The 21,643-nt window shown below is 65.5% G+C and carries 19 protein-coding genes and 1 tRNA gene; 16 read left to right on the top strand and 4 right to left on the bottom strand.

Going from position 1 to position 21,643, the window contains the following annotated elements; genetic code table 11:
* Positions 1-66 precede the first annotated feature (66 nt).
* The 8 genes from bchE (at position 67) to tdh (ending at position 8,770) form a co-directional block, all read left to right on the top strand.
* A complete protein-coding gene (bchE, locus tag GU920_RS12040; RefSeq protein WP_161767250.1) occupies positions 67-1,722 on the top strand; it encodes a magnesium-protoporphyrin IX monomethyl ester anaerobic oxidative cyclase in 1,656 nt (551 codons plus the stop codon).
* Between the two features lie 5 nt (positions 1,723-1,727).
* On the top strand, positions 1,728-2,387 hold the full coding sequence (gene bchJ, locus GU920_RS12045; RefSeq protein ID WP_161767252.1) for a bacteriochlorophyll 4-vinyl reductase: 660 nt from the start codon (positions 1,728-1,730) through the stop codon (positions 2,385-2,387).
* Between the two features lie 79 nt (positions 2,388-2,466).
* Complete coding sequence (chlG, locus tag GU920_RS12050) at positions 2,467-3,366, top strand: chlorophyll synthase ChlG (RefSeq protein ID WP_161767253.1); 900 nt, start codon at positions 2,467-2,469, stop codon at positions 3,364-3,366.
* On the top strand, positions 3,363-4,652 hold the full coding sequence (locus GU920_RS12055) for a BCD family MFS transporter (RefSeq protein ID WP_161767254.1): 1,290 nt from the start codon (positions 3,363-3,365) through the stop codon (positions 4,650-4,652). The genes chlG and GU920_RS12055 overlap by 4 nt, the downstream gene beginning before the upstream one ends.
* Positions 4,653-4,655: 3 nt before the next feature.
* Positions 4,656-5,837: a geranylgeranyl diphosphate reductase gene (locus tag GU920_RS12060; RefSeq protein ID WP_161767256.1), complete on the top strand. Its 1,182-nt coding sequence runs from the start codon at positions 4,656-4,658 to the stop codon at positions 5,835-5,837.
* 13 nt (positions 5,838-5,850) lie between these two features.
* The gene (gene idi, locus GU920_RS12065) at positions 5,851-6,420 is read left to right on the top strand and encodes an isopentenyl-diphosphate Delta-isomerase (protein WP_394351563.1); all 570 of its coding nucleotides are present in this window, start codon (positions 5,851-5,853) and stop codon (positions 6,418-6,420) included.
* 120 nt (positions 6,421-6,540) lie between these two features.
* Positions 6,541-7,731, top strand: coding sequence for a glycine C-acetyltransferase (locus GU920_RS12070; protein WP_161767257.1), 1,191 nt, complete (start codon positions 6,541-6,543; stop codon positions 7,729-7,731).
* Between the two features lie 13 nt (positions 7,732-7,744).
* Positions 7,745-8,770, top strand: a complete 1,026-nt coding sequence (tdh, locus tag GU920_RS12075; protein WP_161767378.1) for an L-threonine 3-dehydrogenase — start codon at positions 7,745-7,747, stop codon at positions 8,768-8,770.
* Between the two features lie 117 nt (positions 8,771-8,887).
* Here the strand turns inward: tdh and GU920_RS12080 are convergent, their stop codons facing one another.
* Positions 8,888-9,433 (bottom strand): histidine phosphatase family protein, encoded by a 546-nt coding sequence (locus GU920_RS12080; protein ID WP_161767258.1) that lies wholly within the window; start codon positions 9,431-9,433, stop codon positions 8,888-8,890.
* A 153-nt stretch (positions 9,434-9,586) separates the two neighbouring features.
* Here GU920_RS12080 and GU920_RS12085 point away from each other — a divergent pair.
* From GU920_RS12085 to GU920_RS12105, 5 genes are all read left to right on the top strand, one after another.
* Positions 9,587-9,660: transfer RNA gene (locus GU920_RS12085), tRNA-Cys, on the top strand.
* A 166-nt stretch (positions 9,661-9,826) separates the two neighbouring features.
* Positions 9,827-10,366 carry a hypothetical protein gene (locus GU920_RS12090; RefSeq protein ID WP_161767260.1) on the top strand — a complete coding sequence of 180 codons (540 nt, stop codon included), beginning with the start codon at positions 9,827-9,829 and terminating at the stop codon, positions 10,364-10,366.
* Entirely contained in the window at positions 10,350-11,375 is a 1,026-nt protein-coding gene (locus tag GU920_RS12095) for a glycosyltransferase (protein WP_328799259.1), read from the top strand. The genes GU920_RS12090 and GU920_RS12095 overlap by 17 nt, the downstream gene beginning before the upstream one ends.
* A complete protein-coding gene (locus tag GU920_RS12100; RefSeq protein WP_161767264.1) occupies positions 11,372-12,616 on the top strand; it encodes a glycosyltransferase family 2 protein in 1,245 nt (414 codons plus the stop codon). The genes GU920_RS12095 and GU920_RS12100 overlap by 4 nt, the downstream gene beginning before the upstream one ends.
* 118 nt (positions 12,617-12,734) lie before the next feature.
* Positions 12,735-13,568: an SH3 domain-containing protein gene (locus GU920_RS12105; protein ID WP_161767266.1), complete on the top strand. Its 834-nt coding sequence runs from the start codon at positions 12,735-12,737 to the stop codon at positions 13,566-13,568.
* Between the two features lie 36 nt (positions 13,569-13,604).
* Here the strand turns inward: GU920_RS12105 and GU920_RS12110 are convergent, their stop codons facing one another.
* Positions 13,605-14,663 (bottom strand): Gfo/Idh/MocA family protein, encoded by a 1,059-nt coding sequence (locus tag GU920_RS12110; RefSeq protein WP_201744094.1) that lies wholly within the window; start codon positions 14,661-14,663, stop codon positions 13,605-13,607.
* Positions 14,663-15,448 carry a ThuA domain-containing protein gene (locus GU920_RS12115; RefSeq protein ID WP_161767268.1) on the bottom strand — a complete coding sequence of 262 codons (786 nt, stop codon included), beginning with the start codon at positions 15,446-15,448 and terminating at the stop codon, positions 14,663-14,665. Before GU920_RS12115 ends, GU920_RS12110 begins: the two co-directional genes overlap by 1 nt.
* Before the next feature lie 263 nt (positions 15,449-15,711).
* Here GU920_RS12115 and GU920_RS12120 point away from each other — a divergent pair, with 263 nt between their 5' ends.
* Positions 15,712-16,479, top strand: a complete 768-nt coding sequence (locus tag GU920_RS12120; protein ID WP_161767269.1) for a hypothetical protein — start codon at positions 15,712-15,714, stop codon at positions 16,477-16,479.
* 171 nt (positions 16,480-16,650) lie between these two features.
* On the opposite strand, the gene GU920_RS12125 is transcribed toward GU920_RS12120, so the two are convergent.
* Positions 16,651-17,724: a DUF475 domain-containing protein gene (locus GU920_RS12125; RefSeq protein WP_161767271.1), complete on the bottom strand. Its 1,074-nt coding sequence runs from the start codon at positions 17,722-17,724 to the stop codon at positions 16,651-16,653.
* Between the two features lie 532 nt (positions 17,725-18,256).
* On the opposite strand from GU920_RS12125, the gene tpa reads away from it, so the two are divergent.
* Together tpa and GU920_RS12135 are read left to right on the top strand one after the other, a co-directional pair.
* Positions 18,257-19,639: a hypotaurine--pyruvate aminotransferase Tpa gene (gene tpa, locus GU920_RS12130; protein WP_161767272.1), complete on the top strand. Its 1,383-nt coding sequence runs from the start codon at positions 18,257-18,259 to the stop codon at positions 19,637-19,639.
* Between the two features lie 276 nt (positions 19,640-19,915).
* The gene (locus GU920_RS12135; RefSeq protein ID WP_161767274.1) at positions 19,916-21,376 is read left to right on the top strand and encodes an aminotransferase-like domain-containing protein; all 1,461 of its coding nucleotides are present in this window, start codon (positions 19,916-19,918) and stop codon (positions 21,374-21,376) included.
* Positions 21,377-21,643: the final 267 nt, after the last annotated feature.

Here is a 21,643-nt window from a genome sequence, read left to right on the forward strand (position 1 = left end):
GACATGCGTCAAGGTGCCTGAGCCAAAAACTGTCAACTTTATGTTACAGTTTTGCGGAGGGACCACATGCGCATCGTCTTCATCCATCCGAATTACCATTCCGGTGGGGCCGAGATTGCGGGGAACTGGCCCCCTGCCTGGGTTGCCTATCTGACCGGCCACCTGCGCCGCGCCGGGTTCGATGACATCCATTTCATCGACGCGATGACCAATCACATCGGGCCTGAAGAGTTACGCGCCCGGTTGCTGGCTTTGCAGCCTGATGTCGTCGGTCTGACGGCGATCACCCCCGCCATCTACGAGGCGGAGGCATGCCTGCGCATCGCGCAGGAGGTTGTGCCACAGGCGCTGCGCGTGCTGGGCGGCATCCATGCCACATTCATGTTCCGTCAGGTTCTGGAAGAGGCGCCATGGGTAGATGTCATCGTGCGCGGAGAGGGCGAGGAAATCCTTGTCGCGCTGATGGAGGCGCTGCGCGATGGCCGCTGGCCGGCGGATCGGCGGCGGATCAAGGGTCTGGCCTTCCGCGATTGCGATGAGATCGTCTCTACACAAGCGGCCAGCACGGTGAAGAACCTCGATGCGATCGACCCGGATTGGTCCATCCTCGAATGGTCGAAATACATCTATGTGCCATTGGGGGTGAGGGTGGCGATCCCCAATATGGCGCGGGGCTGTCCGTTCACCTGTTCCTTCTGCAGCCAGTGGAAGTTCTGGCGCGATTACCGGGTGCGTGACCCCAAGAAGGTGGCGGATGAGATCGAGCGGCTGGTGACAGATCACGGGGTGGGCTTCTTCATCCTTGCGGATGAGGAGCCCACCATCAACAAGAGGAAATTCGTCGAGTTCTGTCAGGAACTGATCGACCGGGGGCTGAACAAGCGGGTGACCTGGGGGATCAACACGCGGGTGACGGATATCTACCGCGACCGCGACTTGCTGAAATTCTACCGCAAGGCGGGGCTGGTGCATGTAAGCCTTGGCACCGAGGCGGCGGCGCAGTTGAAGCTCGACCTGTTCAACAAGGAGACCACGGTCGCCGAGAACAAGGAGGCGATCCGCCTGCTGCGCGAGGCGGATATCTTCGTCGAGGCGCAGTTCATCGTGGGGCTGGACAACGAGACGGCAGAGACGCTGGAAGAAACCTTTCAGATGGCGTGGGATTGGCAGCCCGATCTTGCCAACTGGTCGATGTATACGCCCTGGCCCTTTACCCCCCTGTTCCAGGAAATCCGCGATCAGGTGGAGGTGTTCGACTTTTCCAAATACAACTTCGTGACGCCCATCATGAAGCCTGCCGCCCTGACGCGGGGCGAGCTTCTGGATGGTGTCATGAAGAACTACCGCCGCTTCTACATGCGCAAGGCGCTGTTCCATTACCCGTGGCGCGGAACCGGCTTCCGGCGGCGCTATCTGCTGGGTTGCCTCAAGGCGTTCCTGAAGGCCGGGGTGGGGCGCACCTTCTATGACCTTGGCAAGGCGGGCTATTGGGGGCCGCAGACCAAGGGGAAGGTGGATTTCCACTTTGACGAGACGCGGACCATCGCCGATGCCCAGATGGCGGATTGGGAGGCAAGCGCCGACCGCGCCGCCCGCGCGGCCGAGCGGCGGGCGGCGGTGAAGGCGCAAATGGCCGAGCGGGCGGAAGAGCGGCGGGCCTTCCGGATGCCCGAGGTCGCGGCCTGCGGCGGTGGCAAGGCGCAGATGGACGAAGGGGCGTGAGGGCCATGACAGGCGCGGGCGCGCCAGATCCAGCCGTGGCGCGGATCGGGCCCAATGCGATCACCCAGCTTGTCGGTGTGCTGGATCACTGCGAGGGGCCGCATTTCCGCGACGCCGTGATGTCCCGCGCCGGGGTGGTGGTGCCCGATCCAGCCGCAGGCATGATCCCCGAAGGCGACGCGGCCGCTGTTCACCACGCCTTGCGCGCGCTTGCGCCCGCGCGGGCAGAGACGCTCTTGCGCAGTGCGGGCTTGGCCACGGGCAGCTATATCCTGCGTCACCGCATCCCCCGCGCGGCGCAATTGCTGATCCGGGCGCTTCCTGCGGGGATCGCGGCGCGGGTCCTTTCGGGTGCGATCACGCGGCACAGCTGGACCTTTGCCGGATCGGGTGGCTTCCGGGTGGCAGGCTGGCATCCCCTGACCTTCGAGGTGACGCAGAACCCGTTGGTGGCGGGGCTGCAGGCGGATCACCCTTTGTGCCATTGGCATGCGGCGGTGTTCGAGCGGCTGTTTGCGCATCTGGTCTGGCCCGGGTGCCGGGTGCATGAGACGGCCTGCCGCGCGGCGGGTGCCACTCTCTGCCGGTTCGAAGTGGACCCTTGCCCTGATCGCGGCCGTCCCGCGGGCTTTGGCCGCAGCTTGCGGGTATTTGACCCAAGATGAAGCCCGACTGTCAGATAAAGTTGACACATTTTGCCTTTGGACTCTTGCTCGACTCTCCTTTCTGCTATGTAGTTGATCCATGACTGTCAGCGTTTCGATACACCCCCGCCGCCTGCCGGACCCGCGCGCCATGCTGCGGCTGATCAAACCGATCACGTGGTTCCCGCCGATCTGGGCCTATCTTTGCGGGTCCGTGTCCGCCGGGGTGCCGCTTTCGGGCAATTGGGGGATGGTGCTTCTAGGCATGGTGCTGGCGGGGCCGATCGTCTGCGGGATGAGTCAGGCCGCGAATGATTGGTGCGATCGGCATGTGGATGCCGTCAACGAACCCGATCGCCCCATCCCTTCGGGGCGGATCCCGGGGCGCTGGGGGCTGTGGATCGCGCTGGCGATGACGGCGCTTTCGCTTTGGGTCGGCTCCCTGTTGGGGACCTGGGGGTTCTGGGCCACGGTCGCGGGCGTCGTGGCCGCCTGGGCCTATAGCGCCGAACCGGTGCGGCTAAAGCGGTCGGGCTGGTGGGGGCCGGGGCTGGTGGGCCTGTCCTATGAAGGGCTGCCGTGGTTCACGGGGGCCGCGGTCCTGCTGCAGGCCGCCCCGCGGTTCGAGATCGTGATCATCGCGCTGCTCTATTCCCTTGGGGCGCATGGGATCATGACCCTGAACGATTTCAAGGCGCTGGAAGGGGACCGGCAGCACGGGGTGCGGTCCTTGCCTGTGGTGCTGGGGCCGGAGGTCGCGGCGCGGATCGCCTGCACGGTGATGGGGATGGCGCAGGCGCTTGTGGTGCCGCTTCTCCTGCTGTGGGGCAAGCCTTGGCACGCGCTGGGCGTGCTTGCGGTGCTTGTCCTGCAGATCGCGGCGATGCGGGTCCTGTTCCGGGATCCCAAGGGGAAGGCGCCGTGGTACAATGGCACCGGCGTCGTGCTCTATGTGGCCGGGATGATGATTTCGGCCTTTGCCCTGCGGGGGTTGGCATGAGGCTGAGCTGGTTCCAGATCATCCGGCTTGGTCTGGTGCAGATGTGTCTTGGTGCCGTGGTGGTGCTGACGACATCGACGCTGAACCGCCTGATGGTGGTGGAACTGGCCCTGCCTGCGATCCTGCCCGGCCTGCTGGTTGCACTGCATTACGGCATCCAGATCACGCGGCCCAACTGGGGTTTCCGCTCTGACACCAAGGGCAACCGCACCGTATTCGTGATCGGCGGGATGGCGGCGCTGTCGCTGGGCGCGTTTCTCGCTGCGGTGGCGGTTATCCTCTTTGCGTCCAGTTTCACGGGCGGGCTTGTCCTGTCTGTGCTGGCCTACGGTCTGATCGGCGTGGGCGTGGGGGCATCGGGCACCTCGCTTCTGGCGCTGCTTGCGACGGCCACCGATCCCGCGCGGCGGGCGGCGGCGGCCACCATCACGTGGCTGATGATGATCCTCGGGATCGCGGTGACGGCAGGGACGGTGGGCGCGCTCTTGGACCCTTACACCCCCGCACTGCTGTTGGAGATCGTGGGGGTGGTGACGGGAGGCGCGACCGTGCTGACCGCTGTTGCCGTCTGGGGGATCGAGCGGCGCGTAGTGGCCGAACGGGAGACTGAGGCGCTGCCCTTCCGCGCCGGCCTCGCCGAAGTCTGGGCCGAGCCGCGCGCGCGCATCTTCACGCTTTTCATCTTCCTGTCGATGACCGCCTATTTCATGCAGGAACTGATCCTTGAACCCTATGCCGGGCTGGTCTTCGGCTTTACCCCCGGACAGAGCACGCAGCTTTCCGGGGCGCAGAATGGCGGGGTCTTCGTGGGCATGCTGTTGGTGGGGATTGCCGCCACGGGATTGCGTCTTGGCACGCTGCGCATGTGGGTGGTGGCTGGATGCCTCGGGTCGGCGGCGGCCCTGATGGCCATCGCCCTGCTGGGGCAGACGGGGGGCGCGCTGGTGCCTGCCGTCGTGGCCTTGGGCTTTTTCAACGGGATGTTCGCCGTGGCCGCCATCGGATCCATGATGGCGCTGGCGGGGCAGGGGCGTTCTGCGCGCGAAGGCACGCGCATGGGCCTCTGGGGGGCGGCGCAGGCGCTGGCGGCCGGGTTCGGCGGCCTTGTGGGCGCGGCTGCCGCCGATGGCTTGCGCCTGTTCGTCCCGGTGCCTGCCGCCTTTGGATCGGTCTTCGTCTTTGAGGCCGCGCTGTTCTGTCTTGCCGCGCTGATCGCGGCGAGGGTCGTCGAAGGGCGCGGGGGTGCGGCGCGCGCCCCCGGCCCGCAACTCGTACCGGGGGAATGAGCCATGACCTATGATGTCTTCGTCGTGGGCGGTGGCCCTTCGGGTGCCACGGCGGCCGAGGATCTGGCCCGCGCGGGCAAGCGCGTCGCGCTGCTGGACCGGGCAGGCCGGATCAAGCCCTGCGGTGGCGCGATCCCGCCGCGCGCGATCCGCGATTTCGGGATCGAGGATAGCCAGATCGTGGCCAAGATCACCACCGCGCGCATGATTTCGCCCACGGGGCGCATGGTCGATATCCCTATCGAGAACGGTTATGTCGGCATGGTGGATCGCGAACATTTCGACGAATACCTGCGTGTCCGGGCGGCCAGTGCCGGGGCGGACCGACTGACCGGCACCTTCCTGCGGATCGAACGCGATGGCGCGGGCAGCCACGTCGTGTGGCGCGAGAAAGAGACAGGGGCCGAACGTCGCAGCCAGACCCGGCTGGTGATCGGGGCGGATGGCGCACGATCCAACGTGGCGCGGGCCGAGGTGCCGGGCGGCGACCGCATCCCTTATGTCATCGCCTATCACGAGATCATCAAGGCCCCGGCCCCGTCGCCCGATTACGATCCGGACCGTTGCGATGTGATCTATGACGGCAAGATCAGCCCGGATTTCTATGGCTGGGTCTTTCCGCATGGCGGTCAGGCCAGTGTCGGCATGGGCACCGGGCTGGACGGGGTGGACCTGAAGAAGGCCACCGCCGATCTGCGCGCGGCTTCCGGCCTGACGGAGTGCGAGACGATCCGCAAGGAAGGCGCGCCGATCCCGCTGCGCCCCATGGACCGTTGGGACAATGGCCGGGATGTCGTGCTGGCGGGCGATGCGGCGGGTGTGGTGGCGCCGTCATCGGGCGAGGGCATCTATTACGCCATGGCCGGGGGGCGGGCCGCCGCGACAGCGGCGCAGGCGGCGCTGGCTTCGGGCCGGGTGGCGGATCTGCGTCTGGCGCGCAAGATGTTCATGCGCGAGCATGGCACCGTCTTCCGCGTCTTGCGTTCGATGCAGGATGCCTATTATCGCAGCGACGAAAGACGCGAACGCTTTGTCAGCCTGTGCCACGATGTGGATGTCCAGAAGCTGACCTTCGAGGCCTACATGAACAAGAAGCTTGTGACCAAGCGGCCCTTGGCCCATGTGAAGATCGGGATCAAGAACATGGCCCATCTGTTGCGCCTTGTCTCGCCGGTCTGGACCTGACGCCGCCATGACCATGCTGCGCGCGCCCGATGCTGTGACCGATACGGGGACCGAGGAAATGATCCCCGCCTGGGTGGATGGCCGCCTGATGCCGGTGGGCAAGCTTGAGGTGCACCAGCGCGGCCTGCGCCACAAGGCGGTGTCGGTTTTTGTGGTGGCCGGGCGCAGGGTGTTGATCCAGCAGCGCGCGCTGAGCAAGTATCACACCCCCGGCCTGTGGGCGAATACCTGCTGCACCCATCCCCGCTGGGATGAGGAACCCGCTGCCTGCGCCGTGCGGCGCCTGCGCGAGGAGTTGGGCATTTCCGGCCTGTTTCCTGCTTTCGTGGAGCGGGTCGAATACCGCGCCGAAGTGGGGGGCGGGCTGATCGAGCATGAACTGGTCGATATCTTCGTGGCCGAGGCGGGCGAGGATCTTGCGGTCCAGCCGAACCCCGACGAGGTGGCGGCGGTGCGCTGGGTGGATCTTTATGATCTGGCCGCAGAGGCGCTGCGCTGCCCGGAGACCTATACGCCATGGCTGCGCATCTATCTGGCCGAGCATATGGAGCGGATCTTCGGCAGTCTTGTGGCCGGACGCTGAGGGCTGGGGCGTCGCGCCGTTTCCGGCCGACGCGTCCGTCTTGACGGATACGCTTCCGTTATATTGACGAAGACGCTGTGATCTGCGATCCTCCTGCTGCGGCAATTGGGGGGCTTCGCGATGGCGACCAAGGCAGAGTTTCTTGAACACTTGGATGGCGTGCTGGCCGGGATCGAGCGGGATGGGCTTTTCAAGCGCGAACGTCTGATCGCGAGCGCGCAGGGCACGCATGTCGCGATGGCCGGGCGCGAGATGCTCAACCTCTGCGCGAACAACTACCTGGGCCTTGCCGATGATCCGCGTCTGGTTGCCGCGGCCGAGGCCGCGATGCGGGGGCATGGCTATGGCATGGCGAGCGTTCGCTTCATCTGCGGCACGCAGGACATTCACCGGACGCTTGAGGCGCGATTGGCGGCCTTTCTGGGCAAGGAGGACGCGATCCTTTTCGCGGCCTGTTTCGATGCAAATGGCGGCCTGTTCGAACCGCTGCTTGGCCCCGAAGATGCGATCATCTCTGACGCGCTGAACCACGCCAGCATCATCGACGGGATCAGGCTGAGCAAGGCACGGCGCTACAGATACGCGAATTCGGACATGGGCGATCTTGAAGCCCAATTGTTAAAGGCGCGTGAGGATGGGGCGCGCTTTATCATGATCGCCACCGATGGCGTCTTTTCGATGGATGGCTATCTGGCCAAGCTGCCCGAGATCACGGCGCTGGCCGAACGTCACGGCGCGATGGTGATGGTCGATGATTGCCATGCCACAGGCTTCATGGGGCCGCAGGGGCGCGGCACGCCCGCCCATTTCGGGGTGGAGGTGGATATCCTGACCGGCACGCTGGGCAAGGCGCTGGGCGGGGCCTTGGGCGGCTATATCGCCGGCCCGCAGGCGGTGATCGACCTGTTGCGCCAGCGGGCGCGGCCCTATCTGTTCTCCAACGCGCTGCCGCCGGCCGTGGTGGGTGCGGGCCTTGCCGCGCTGGACATCGTCGAAGCGGCGGATGACCTACGCGCGCGGCTGTTCGACAATGCCCGCTATTGGCGCGCGGGGCTGGAGGCGGCGGGGTTCCGGCTGCTGCCGGGTGAACATCCGATCGTGCCCGTGATGCTGGGCGAGGCGCGGCTTGCACAGGCCATGGCGCGCGATCTGGGCGAGCGGGGCGTGCATGTGGCGGGGTTCTTCTTCCCGGTCGTCCCGCAGGGGCAGGCGCGCATCCGCACGCAGATGAACGCGCGGCTGACGAAGGGTGATCTGGATTTCGGGCTGGAGGCCTTTGCGGCGGCCGGTCGCGCGGTGGGGGTGATCTGACATGACGAACGAGATGAAGGCGCTGGTGAAGGCCAAGGCGGAGCCGGGCCTGTGGATGGAAACCCGCCCCGTCCCGGAGATCGGGCCGGATGACGTGCTGATCCGCATCCGCAAGACGGGGATCTGCGGGACGGATATCCACATCTGGAACTGGGATGACTGGGCGGCGCGGACGGTGCCTGTGCCGCTTGTGACCGGGCATGAATTCGCGGGCGAGATCGTGGAGATCGGGCGGAATGTGGAAGGTCTGACCATCGGACAGCGCTGTTCGGGCGAGGGGCATCTGATCGGGCGGCAATCGCGGCAGTCGCGCGCGGGCAAGTTTCACCTTGACCCTGCCACGCGTGGCATCGGCGTGAATGAGCAGGGTGCCTTCGCCGAGTATCTGCGCCTTCCGGCCTTTAACGTGGTGCCGCTGCCGGATGCTATTGATGACGAGATCGGGGCGATCCTCGACCCGCTGGGGAATGCGGTGCATACGGCGCTGAGTTTCGATCTGGTGGGCGAGGATGTGCTGATCACCGGGGCGGGCCCCATCGGCATCATGGCCGCTGCCGTCGCCCGCCATGTGGGCGCGCGGCATGTCGTGATCACCGACGTGAACCCCGCGCGGCTGGAACTGGCGGCGCAGGTGGCCGATGTGACGCCGGTCGATGTGACGAAGGAACATCTGTCCGACGTGAAGGCGCGGCTGCGCATGACCGAAGGCTTTGACGTCGGGATGGAGATGAGCGGCAATCAGGCCGCGCTCGACCAGATGGTGGAGGCGATGGTCATGGGCGGCCGCATCGCGATGCTGGGCATCCCGCCGGGCAAATCCCCCGTGGACTGGAGCAGGATCGTCTTCAAGGCCATCACGATCAAGGGCGTCTATGGGCGCGAGATATTCGAGACGTGGTACAAGATGATCGCCATGCTGGAGAACGGGCTGGATGTGCGCAAGGTCATCACCCACCGCTTCAAGGTGGACGATTTCCGCGACGGCTTTGTGGCAATGAAATCGGGCCTGTCGGGCAAGGTCGTGCTGGACTGGACCTGACATCGCCCACGGCAGATGGGGCAGGGGGCGTTCCGCCCCCTCGGCCTTCGGCCTCAACCCTTGAGGGTATTTTTGCCAAGATGAAGACCGCCCGCAGGCGATTGGGAGGCGGGACGATCAGGGCAGGGGCAAGTCCACCGCTGCGCCGGTATCTGTGTCGTAGAGCACGGCTGCGCCCGAGGCGACGGTGCGACCCGTGACGGCGGTGATGACAACCTGATGCGTCACCATGACGGTCAGGCCGGCCTCGCTGCCTTCGGGCAGGGCGGCGAGGGTGGCTTGCAACCGATCCAGCGTCGGTTGCCGTGCATCGGGATTGCCGAAGAACGAGTTCAGCCCGGTTTCATCGGCCACGGGGCCGAGGTCCAGAAGCACCGCCGTCTCGCGCGCCCGGCACCATTGGGAGCTGAGGACCTGCGCCACGCGCAGGCCGGACGCACGGATCGCGGCGCCGATGGCACCGGCCTGCGCCCGGCCTTCGTCGGACAGGTTGCGCTGGGTGGCACAGTCCCCAAGCCGGAAGTTCGCGGGATCGCCGGTGCCGGGCGCGAGGGCGTGACGCAGGAACAGGACATCCGCCCCCATCGCCCGCGCCTGCGCCACCGGATCGGCCTGGGCGGGCAGGGCAAGCAGGATTGCAAGGGCGGCGAGCGGTTTCAACATCGGGCGTCATCCATCATGGTCGGCCAAAGATAGGCCGCGTTCGGACAAGAAAACCCTTGCGCCTTCACAACTCTGCCACTGCCTGCGCGCGCATTTTCCTGTGCCGCCGCTCTTGCGCGGCGGGGCCGGGTCGTATAGTTCACCCATGCTCTTGGCGGGTTGGCGGAGAGGTTACGCAGCGGATTGCAAATCCGTGTAGACCGGTTCGATTCCGGTACCCGCCTCCAAGCACCCCCCCCCATTCCGTTGCCGATGCACCCTTGCGCCATGGATCGGGCGCGTTCCGCCCCCGGTGCGGGCTGGCCTGTCGGGTGGCGGCCATCTCTTGTGAATCGGGCGGAGTGCGCTAATCTGTGTCGTCAGTATCGGTTTGTTTGCGTAAAGGGTGACAGGGTGACGGACATTCACAACACGCGTCTTGAGCGGGACGCGCAGGTGAACCACGCGATTGCGCTTTTGGGCGCGGAGGCGCGTCAGGGTGAGATCGCCGATCTTGGGTCCCCGGCCCCGAACACGTTCTTCAGCATCGATCCCGAGGCGGCGCTGACGGGCACCTTCGCGACGGCAGAGGACGGATTGATCCGGCTTTCTTATGCCGCGTCACGCAAGCCGCGCTGGTGCGCCCTGCATCTGACGGCGGGGGGCATCGACCTTGCCGAGGCGACCGTTCTGGGCGTGATCTGCAAGTCGCAGGCCGAGGCGGCGGTGACCTTCCGCATCTGTCTGCGTTCTGGAACGCCCGAAGGGTTTGTCGATACCTTCCTGCCGAAATCCGTCGTTGCTTTCGCCCAGCCGAGCGTGCATGTCGATCTGCTGCGCCTCGATACGGTGTCCGGCCTGCCGAAACAGGCAGAGTGGCGGGAGATCGTGCTTTTCTTCCAGCCGAGCAAGGCAGACCTCGTTCTGCAGGACTTCCGTGTTTTCATCGTTTGATCCGATGGATGCGGACCGCGCCCCGTTCCGGCTGTCGCTGGCGATCCCGGTCTGGAACGATGCGGAGGGGGTGGCCCGTCTGTTGCGGCAGGCTGCCGAACTGGGCGTGTTTGATGACGCCGTCATCGTGGATGATGCGTCGGATGTGCCGCTTGATCCGGCTGCGCTGGTGCCGGAGGGCGCCTTTCCGGGTGGCGTGACGATCCTGCGCTGCGAGGTGCAGCGCGGGGCGGGCCATGCCCGCAACATCGCGCTGGCGCGGGTGGGCGGGACGCATGTGATCTTTTTCGATTCCGATGATCTTTTCGGACGTGACTTTCCGCAGATCGTGGCGCTTGCGGCGGCGCAGACAGACCCGTTCGATTTCATGATCTTCCGCCATGACGACAGCCGCCGCATGGGCGAGGGCCTGCCGGGCGGAACCTTTGCGTCGGAGGAGGAGCACTGGCGCGCCATCGGGGCGCGGGCCCAGCCTCAGGCGATCGGCCGTGGCAAGGCGGCGCGGCTTGTCCGGCTTTCGGCCTATCCATGGAACAAGATCTATCGCACGGCGTTCCTGCGTGAGCGGGGCCTGCGCTGTACGGAGCTTATGGTGCATAACGATGTGGAACTGCACTGGACCAGCTTCATCGCCGCCGAGCGGATCTTGGTGACGACCCTGATCGGCGCTGTCCATTACGTCTTTGACAACGGCGGGCGGCTGACCAATCGCCGTTCGCGCGAGCGGCTGGAGGTCTTTGCCGCCCTTGCCAATGTCCTGTCGCGGATCACGGCGACGGTGCCCAATGGCGGGCTTTACTTCCTTGTCCCTTTCGTGCGCTTTTCGTGGAACCTGATCGGCTGGATCGAGGCCAATCTTGATCCCGACCATACCGCCGAATTGCGCCACAGGGCGCGCCGCTTCTTTCTGCAGCATCTGAACGGCCCGCACATGACGCTGCTGGCGCATGGCGATCCGGCGCTTGCGCGGAGCGTTCTGCGGTTTGCCACCACGGGGACGCGCCGATGATCATTTCGTTCATCATCACGACCTTCAACATCGAACCCTATATCCTTCAGTGCCTTGAAAGCCTGCGCCCCTGTCTGCAGGCCGGGGATCAGGTCGTGCTGGTGGATGACGGATCGACCGATGGCACGGTCGGGATCATCGACGCCTTCGTCGCGCAGGGGGGCTTTGGCCCGGATATCCGCTGGACGCCCGTGCTTCTGGGCACCAACACCATCGGCGGTGTGGGCATCCCAGGCAATATCGGGCTGGATCACGCCGAGGGGGAGGCGATCTTTTTCGTCGATGGGGATGACTACCTGATCCCCGAAGGGTTTATGGCCGCCCGCCGCGCCTTTGAGGCGGCACCGACGGATATCAGCATCGCCGACTATCTGGAGTTCGACCAGAAGGCGGGAAAGACCAAAGCGCCCGCCGATGCGGGACGCTGGGCGAGTCTGGATCGCCCGCTGTCCGACGATGCGACCCGGTTGGCGGCGCTTTCGCTGATCGCCGTGCCGTGGCGCAAGTTCTATCGGGCCGATTTCCTGCGGCGGCATCGCATCCGCTATCCCGAAGGCGAATTCTTCTTCGAGGATAATCCCTTTCACTGGCAGGTATGCACCCGGGCCGAGAGCATCGCCTTCTCGCGCCAGATCGTCTGTCATCATCGCATCAACCGGCCGGGGCAGACCATGGCCTCGACCGGGACGGAACTGGCGGCCTTTTTCACCCATTTCCGCAGCATCCTTGGCGCCCTGCCCGAAGAGGCGGCCGATCTGCGCCGTCAGGCGACGCGCTGGATCCTTGGCAACATGAGCTGGCATCTGGGGCGTTTGCAGACCGGCGCGATGCTGCCCTATGCGGTTGCCGCGCATGAGGCGCTACAACTGGTGCCAGAGCCGGAGTGGGCGGGGCTGGCCCCGGAAATGAAGCTGTCTTCGACATGGTATCATGCGGCGCGGCTGCGTGCGGGTGATGTCTGGGGCGCGGTGCAGGCCTGGCGGAACGATGCCGCCCGCGAGGCTCAGACGCGCAGCCTGCGCGCCATCGAAACACAGTTGCAAGACCTCGCCCGCCAGACCAAGGGGCTGCGTGCGATCGAGGGCGCGGTGCAGGACCTTGTGCGGCAGACCAAGATCTCACGCGAGATTTTGCAGGCGCAGCAGGCGGTTGACGAGTTCGAAGCCGTGCGCCGCCTGTTTGATGCGGCAGAGGGGTTTGCCGCGCCCGACGATCCGCCCCGATCCGCACCGCCCGGCTGAGCAAGGATCTGCCGGGGATCGCCGCAAGGGCGCCGATCTGCCGTCGGCAGGCGATACCGGCTGCCCGAAATCTGCTAGGCTCTCCCTATTGTTTCGACAGCGGATTGGGGAGGATGGCATGGGTGGGTGGGTCATGATGGCGTGCCGCGCGGCGCTGCTGGGTGTCGTGCTTGGGGTTTCGGGGGGCGCACAGGCGCAGGTGTCGGAACGGGCAGAGCCGATCACCGGGCCGGGGGTGACGACCATTGGCGGGATCGGGGTGAATGCGCGGATCAATGTGCGCAGCGGTCCGTCGGTGGTGTTTCCGGTGGTGGGGTCGCTGGGATATGGCACGCGGGTCGAGACGGGGCTCTGCCTCGGCGGGGGGAGCGCGCGGTGGTGCGAGGTGACGACGCTGGATGGCCGGGTGTCGGGCTATGTGGCCGGGCGGTTTCTGGTCGAAGGGGGGGCGGGCGTGCCGCCGGATGATCTGGCGGGGGGGCCGGATTTCTGGGCGGTGCGCGGGCTGCAGGGCAATGAACGGCTTGGCGTTCGCATCGAGCCCGTGCGCGGCGCGGCGCTGTTGGCCACCCTGAGCAACGGTGAGGTGGTGCGCAATCTGGGCTGCCGGATGACGGGTGGCACGCGCTGGTGCCGCATCCGATCGACCACGGGGATGGATGTGACGGGCTGGGTTCTGGGCCAGTTTCTGCGCGAATCCGGCGCGCCAGTGGTGCAACCCCCGCCGGGCGGTGGTTCGGATTTCCTTGTCGTGTCGGGTCTTGCGGCCGGGGATACGCTGAACGTGCGGTCGCAGCCTTCCACCCAAGGGGCGGTGATCGCGCGGCTTTCACAGGGCGCGCGGGTGGAGAACCTTGGCTGCCAGACGAGCGGATCATCCCGCTGGTGCCGCATCCAGACCACGGGCGGTGTGGTGGTCACGGGCTGGGTGAACGGGCGTTATCTGCGCTGACGGCAGGGTCAGAGGGACAGGGTCAGAGGGGCATAGTTAGATGGGCAGGGCGCGCGCCTCCTGCGCGGCTGACTCCTCGGCCCTGTCCAGCAGGGCCTGAAGGCGGGCCGCGCGGGCGAAATCGGGGATGGCGGGGCCTTCGCCCCGGATCGCGGCGATGAAGCGGCGATAGACCGTGGGGACGGGGGGGCACGGCACGCGCCGCCAGAGCGCCGCCTCAAGATCGGGGGCGAGGCAGGCGGAGAGGCGGCTTTTGCCCTTTTCAAAGGCCACGTCCAGCGCGCCCCGGTCGCCGTGCAGCCGGAGGCGCAGGTCATTCAGATGGCCCGTGGCAAAGCGGCTGGCGGTGACGGTGCCAAGCGCGCCATTGGCAAGGCGAAGCTGCATTGTGGCGCTGTCATTGGCATCGAGCACATAGTCGCCGATCCGCCCGCCCGGCGCCTTATCGAAGGTGGCCAGCCGACAGGAGATGTCGGCCACGTCAAGACCTGCGGCAAAGGTCGCGAAATCAAGGATATGGATGCCGACATCGCCCAGCACGCCCTTTGACCCATGCGCGGTGGACAGCCGCCAGAGCCATTGCTGTTCGCGGTCCCAATGCCCCCAGGCGGGCTGGGTGAGCCAGCTTTGCAGATAGGAGGCCTCGAAATGCCGGAGCGTGCCGATGGCGCCTGCGGCCACCATCTGAGCCGCCTGTTGCAGGGCGGGGACGTTGCGATAGGTCAGGTTGACCATCGCCACCACCCCGGCGCGGGCGGCAGCGGCGGCCATTTCATCGGCATGGGCGGCGTTGGTGGCAAGCGGCTTTTCGCACAGCACATGCTTGCCCGCCCCCAGCAGGGGCAGGGTGGTGGGGTGATGGGCCGCGTCGGGGGTGACGTTGGTCACGGCATCGAAGGCGCCCCAGTCCAGCGCCCGCTCCAGCGAGGTGAAGCGATGCGGGATGGCAAAGCGGTCGGCAAAGGTGGCAAGTTGATCGGCGCGGGTGTCTACCCCGGCCACGATCCTTACCCCGGGGATTTTTGCGAACTGTTCCGCATGGTTGGCGGCCATGCCCCCGGTCCCGAGGATGAGCAGGCGGATCGCGCGCGGCATCAGCGGAACCCCTCTTCCCCCGCCTGATGCAGGCGCGGGCCGCGTTCGGTAATGGACTCAGGGGCCTTGTCCACCGGCACATTCGGCGCGGCATTGGGATCTGCGAGGCGCGCGGCGGGATTATGCGCCCATTTCACCGCGTTCAGGATCACGCGCTGCACATTGGCATCGTGATAGGTGGGATAGGTTTCATGCCCCGGGCGGAAGTAGAAGACATTGCCCGCCCCGCGCTTGTAGGTCAGGCCCGAGCGGAACACCTCGCCCCCCTGGAACCACGAGACGAAGACCGTCTCCAACGGTTCCGGCACGCCGAAGGGTTCGCCATACATCTCTTCCTGTTCCAGTTCGAAATGGTCTGGCAACCCGGCCGCGATGGGGTGGTTGCGCGAGGTGAGCCAGAGGCGTTCCCGCTCGCCCGCCTCGCGCCAGGTGAGGTTGCAGGGGCTGCCCATCAAACGCTTGAACGGTTTGGAGAAATGGGCGGAATGGAGGAAAATGATCCCCATCCCGGACCAGACCGCATCGCAGAGGCGATCGACGATGTCATCGCGCACCTCGCCATGGGCGGCATGGCCCCACCAGATCAGCACATCGGTTGCGGCCAGCCTTGCCGGGGTCAGGCCGTGATCGGCGTCCTGCAGGGTGACGGTCGTGGCCGTCACGCCCGGATCGCGGTTGAGCGCTTCGGCGATGGTGGTGTGCATGCCCTGCGGGTAGATCCCGGCCACGATGCGGTTGTTGCGTTCGTGGACGTTCTCGCCCCAGACGGTGACGCGGATGGCCATGGGTCCCTCCCTTGAAAGCGCTTTGGAAGGGGTGGCCCGCCACCCCGCGCCTGTCAAGGGTTTGCGGGGTGAGAGATGTTCAAATCGCTTTGGTCAACGCGGATCGGCGGGCGGCCGGGCGCAGATCGCTGGGGGCGACGTTCGCCGGGGCGCGGTGTCGGAAAGCGTCCCGGCCTTGGTGCAGGCGGAACGGGTTGCATGAAGGGCGGAATGGGCCCAGATTGGCGGCGGTGTTTTGGTGGCGTATGCGTGGGACTGAGTAAATGGAGATCGTGTTCGAGACGGCTGATCTGCGCGTTGGATTTGTTCCAGCGCGTAAGGAAAGGCGGTCGGATCGTATCGTGATTGCGTTCCGCTCTTTGCTGGCCTCACTCAAGAATTCAGGCTTGATTTTTCCGACTTCGGGTGAATCGCAGGTTACGATCCAAAGATCGGGTGCGGATGCCCTGCATTTTCTTCCGGCCAACAATCGTCGGTATCAGTATCCCGAAATCCATGAGGCGCTTGCAATTGCAAAGGCGTATTCTGCGCCTTATCGCCAGATCACCACCTATGGCATGTCGATGGGTGGTTTCGCGGCTTTGCAATCCTCGGCCTATCTGAATGCGGGCGTCACAGTCACCTATTCACCGCAGATTTCCGTGGATGAGAGGAAACATGATTTCATCCTGCCGCGTTGGCTGGATCGGATGCGCGGCGTTGCCTTCTGTTGGGACGATCTGGGAAACATCTCGCGCACGGCACAACATATTGTGGTCTACGATCCGTTCGAAGTAGATCGCAGGCATGTGGAGGTGCTGAGATCCGTCGCCACGGTGACGGAGGTCAAGGTGCCTTTCTCAGGGCATCATTGTTGGCGGGCCTTGGCGGGTGCCGGGATCGGCGGGGCTGCGTTGACGCAACTGCTGCAAGGCAATCCGGATATTGCGTGGCTTCGCAAAACGATCAGAGCAGGCCGAAGAGAGGACGCGGTCTATCTTGAAAAGATGCGCGAGCATCTTGAGGCGCGTACGGCGAGGCTGGGCAAATAGGGCGGCGGTCGGTTTGCAAGGACCAGCGTGGATGGTGGTTTATGCTCGTCCCAGTCAAGACATTGAAACGGGCGCCCATTGGCCTGAAATGACGTCAAGGCGTTAACGCCCTTTTAACCATCCGGTCGAGGCGCGCTGCACCCGTTTCACGGGGTGCAGCGCGGCGACGGTTCAGCGCGGATCGGTGACCGCGCCGCCATTGGCGCGGTTCCAGCGGATCGACGACCAGAGCGACAGGCCGATCAGGGCCGCGCCGCCGAGGCCGGTGATCACCTCGGGGATATGCACCAGCGTCTGGCTGAACATGATCACCGACAGGATCAGGATGGCGTAGAAAGCCCCGTGTTCGAGGTAGCGGTACTGCGCCAGCGTGCCCTTTTCGACCAGCATGATGGTCATCGAACGCACATACATGGCCCCAATGCCAAGGCCGATGGCAATGACGAAGAGGTTGTTCGACAAGGCAAAAGCGCCGATCACCCCGTCAAAGGAGAAGGAGGCATCCAGCACCTCGAGGTAGAGGAAGGCGCCGAGGCCGCCCTTGGCGGCGGCGGACATGGTTTCCTGGCTCTTGTCCAGCAACCCGCCCACGGTTTCCACCACGAGGAAGGTGACAAGGCCGTAGATGGCGGAGGAGACGAAGGCCGTCGATTCCGCGCCGTCGAGGAACTTGGAGAAGACGAGGATCAGGATCAGCACGACCCCAACCTCGATCCCCCGGATGGTGGCGGTGGCCGCCACCTTTTCCTCAAGCCAGCGCACCCAGTGCACGTCCTTTTCGGCGTCGAAGAAATAGGTCAGCCCCACCATCATCAGGAAGGCGCCGCCGAAGGCCGCGATGGGAAGATGCGCCTCGTGCATGATGCGCGAATATTCCTCGGGCTGGGTGGAGGCGAGGACCAGCGCCTGCCACGGGCCGATATTGGCGGCCACCACCACGATCAGGAGCGGGAAGACGATGCGCATCCCGAAGACCGCGATCAGGATGCCCCAGGTCAGGAAGGCGCGCTGCCATTCGGGGCGCATGTCCTTGAGTTTGTTGGCATTCACGATGGCGTTGTCGAAGGAGAGCGAGATTTCGAGCACCGCGAGGACGCAGCAGATGAAGAAGATGGACAGCATGCCCGACAGCGTGCCGGTGGTCTGCCAGCCGAGCCACGCGCCCAGGGCGAGGCCCGCGGCCGTGACGATGAAGGCCCAGGTGAAATACCCGAGCGTCGATTTCGAAGCAGTGGTGGAGGACATTGGGACGATCCCTTGCCTGGGGCGGGCCGGTGGCAGACGGAAGGACGCGCGGCGCGAAGGGGCGTCGTGGAGGTCGGTCGGTCGGTCAGGTCCGTGCGACGGTTGATTTCCGCGGTGCCGACATCGCGGAAGCGTCGCAAGACTTCCGCCAGAGGGGCCCGGTCACCAGGGTTTGGCCACCGGATCGGACCGACGGCTGCCCGCGTTCATACGGGTTCGGCCCCCAAAATCAAATCTTTTCTTGGCCCCGCGGCCAAGCCCTTGCGGACGCTGGATTAATCGGTGCAGCGCGGTGGCGGCGGATGTGCCGGAACCGGTGCAGGACCGCGTGCAGCAAGGCGTATGCACGCGCGCGGTGAAAAGGGCGCATTAACCATTCGCGCGCAAGCCTTGAGTCGCATGGCCAGGCGGGTATCTGGACTTATGGCGATGGGGCCTCTGGCCCTATCTGTGCCGCCGCTGGTAAGGGATGATGCAACGGATCGCCCCCGCCTTTGCCGGGGCTTGCCGCATTTTAGGAAAGGACGCGCCCATGGAAGGGTTGGACCGGTTCAACGACATTTCCGAAGTGGTCGAGGCCGACCGCGCCCATGTCTGGCACCACCTGAGCCAGCACAAGCAGTACGATACCGGCGTCGATCCCCGCGTGATCGTCGAAGGCAAGGGGATGAAGGTCTGGGATGCCAAGGGGAAAGAGCATCTTGATGCCGTCTCGGGCGGGGTCTGGACGGTAAATGTGGGCTATGGCCGCGAGAGCATCGCCAATGCGGTGCGCGACCAGCTGATCAAGATGAACTATTTCGCGGGCGCCGCAGGATCGGTGCCGGGGTCGATCTTTGCCCAGCGGCTGATCGAGAAGATGCCGGGGATGAGCCGGGTCTATTATTCCAACTCGGGGTCGGAGGCGAACGAGAAGGTCTACAAGATGGTGCGCCAGATCGCGCATCGGCACCATGGCGGCAAGAAGTGGAAGATCCTGTATCGCGACCGCGACTATCACGGCACGACCATCGCGGCGCTGGCCAGCGCCGGGCAGGACCAGCGGGCGATGCAGTACGGGCCCTTCCCAGATGGCTTCGTGCGGGTGCCGCATTGCCTGGAATATCGCAAGCAGTGGGATGTGGAGAATTATGGCGAGCGCGCGGCGGATGCGATCGAAGAGGTGATCCTGCGCGAGGGCCCGGATACGGTGGGCTGTCTGATCCTGGAACCCGTGACGGCGGGCGGTGGCGTGATCGTGCCGCCGAAAGGGTATTGGGAGCGGGTGCAGGAGATCTGCCGCAAATACGATATCCTGCTGGCGATTGACGAGGTGGTCTGCGGCGTGGGCCGGACGGGCACATGGTTCGGCTACCAGCATTACGGCATCCAGCCTGATTTCGTGACCATGGCGAAGGGCGTGGCCTCGGGCTATGCCGCCATCTCCTGCACGGTGACGACGGAGCGGGTGTTCGAGATGTTCAAGGACAATCCCGCCGATCCGATGAGCTATTTCCGCGACATCTCGACCTTCGGGGGTTGCACCAGCGGGCCTGCGGCGGCGCTGGAGAACATGGCGATCATCGAGCGCGAGGGGCTTCTCGAGAACACCGTGAAGATGGGCGATTACTGCCTGGGCAACCTGCAGGCGCTGATGGAGAAGCACAAGGTCATCGGCGATGTGCGCGGCAAGGGGCTGTTCCTTGGTGCGGAACTGGTGGCCGATCGCGCGACCAAGGAACCGGCGGATGAGAAGAAGGTGCAGGCGGTGGTGGCCGATTGCATGGCGCAGGGCGTCATCATCGGGGCCACGAACCGTTCGTTGCCAGGGCTGAACAACACGCTGTGCCTGAGCCCTGCGCTGATCGCCACGAAGGATGACATCGACCATATCACCGGGGCCATCGACGGCGCGCTGACCCGCGTCTTCGGCTGATTTTCCCCGACCGTCAAGGTTCATGCGCGCGGCCCCTGAAGAAGGGGCCGCGCATTCCTTTTGGCTCGCCTGCGCGCCTGCGCGCTCCGGCTTGAGGTTTCTTTGGGTATTTGGGCCAAGATGAAGGGTGTGGTCTTCATCTTGGGAAAAACACCCTCAGGGGGAGGCCCGCAGGGCCGCGGGGGGCAGACAGCCCCCCAAGCGGCGGTGCGGCCGGGCTTGACGCCCGCAAGTGGGGCGCGCCTTATATCCAGACGCAAGGGGAGATCGGTCCAGATGGCGATACCGGTGGAGCGTTTCTATCTGGCGGAAGGGGTGAGCGGCACGTTGCAGCAGCGCATCCGGGCCATGGTCGCCGATGGCATCCTGACGGGGCGGTTCCGGGCGGGGGAGAAGATGCCCTCTTCCCGGGGTCTGGCGCAGCATCTGGGGGTGAGCCGGATCACCGTGACGCTGGCCTATACGGAACTGGTGGCGGCGGATTACCTGACGGCGCGGGGGCGGTCGGGCTATTTCGTGTCCGAAGGCGTGCCGGTGCAGCCGGGGTTCCAGCCCGCGCCGCGGGCGGTGGGGACGGTGGATTGGGAGGCGCTGTGCGGGGGGCGGTTCTCGGCCATGGAGCGGGTGGAGCGGCCCGAGGATTGGCGGGCCTATCCCTATCCGTTCATCTATGGGCAGGCGGATCCGGCGCTGTTTGACCATCAGAACTGGCGGCTTTGCGCGCTGCAATCCTTGGGGCGGCGAGAGTTCGAAACGCTGACGGCGGATCGGTACGAGCGGGATGATCCGCTGCTGATCGAATATCTCTTGCGCAACATCCTGCCGCGGCGGGGGATCGAGGCGCGGCCATCCGAGGTGCTGGTGACCATGGGGGCGCAGAATGCGCTGTGGCTGGCGGCGCAGGTTCTGTTGCGTGCGGGCCGCCATGCGGTGGTGGAAAATCCGGGCTATCCGGGGTTCCGGGCGATGTGCGCGCAGGCGGGGGCGCGGGTGACGCCGGTGGAGGTGGATGAGGGGGGGTTGGTGGTCGATGCGCTGCCCGAGGCGGTGGATGTCGTCTTCACCACGGCAAGCCATCAGAGCCCCACCAATGCCACCATGCCGGTGGCGCGGCGGACCGCGCTTCTGCGGGCGGCGGAGGAGCGGAATTTCCTTGTGGTGGAGGACGATTACGAGTTCGAGATGAGTTACCTGACGCCCGTGTCGCCGTCGATCAAGAGCCTCGATTCCGGGGGGCGGGTGGTGCATGCGGGATCGTTTTCGAAGTCGATCTTTCCGGGGTTGCGGCTGGGCTGGCTGGTGGGGCCGGAACCATTTATCCGCGAGGCGCGGGCGCTGCGCGCGCAGGTGTTGCGCCATCCGCCGGGACAGTTGCAGCGGACGGCGGCGCATTTTCTGTCGCTGGGGCATTACGATGCCTTGGTGAACCGGATGAAGGCGGCCTTTGCCAAGCGGCGCAGGGCGATGGAGGAAGCGATTTCCCAGCAGGGCCTGAGTGTTGCGGGGCAGGGGGGATTTGGCGGGTCGTCCTTCTGGATGGCGGCGACGCGGCATGTCGATACCGAGGCGCTGGCCTTGCGGCTGCGGCGGGAGGGGGTGCTGATCGAGCCGGGGCGGGTGTTCTTTCACCCCGGGACGGAGCGGCGGAACTTCTATCGGCTGGCCTATTCGTCGATCCCGGTGGGCAAGATCGCCGAGGGGATCGGGTTGGTGGCGAAGGTCATGCGGGAGATGTGAGGGGCGGGAGATGTGAGGGGGGGAAAGAAGGGGACGTTCCGTCCTCTCTTGGCCTGCGGCCAATTCACCCCTGGAGGATATTTGGGCAACGGGGAAGGCGGCAGGGTAAGGGCCTGCGGGCGCTGGGTTTATTCCTTTGCTTGCCGGTTCGTGGGGGGTTCCTGGGGGGGCCGTTTCGCGTGCCGCGACGCGTGCAGCAGAGGGTGCAGGCGCGCGATGGGGCAAGTGGGCGTTAACCATTTGGCGGGCGGGCGGGTCGGGGCGGAT

It is taken from the genome of Paragemmobacter ruber (assembly GCF_009908315.1).
Classification (GTDB): Bacteria; Pseudomonadota; Alphaproteobacteria; order Rhodobacterales; family Rhodobacteraceae; genus Paragemmobacter; species Paragemmobacter ruber.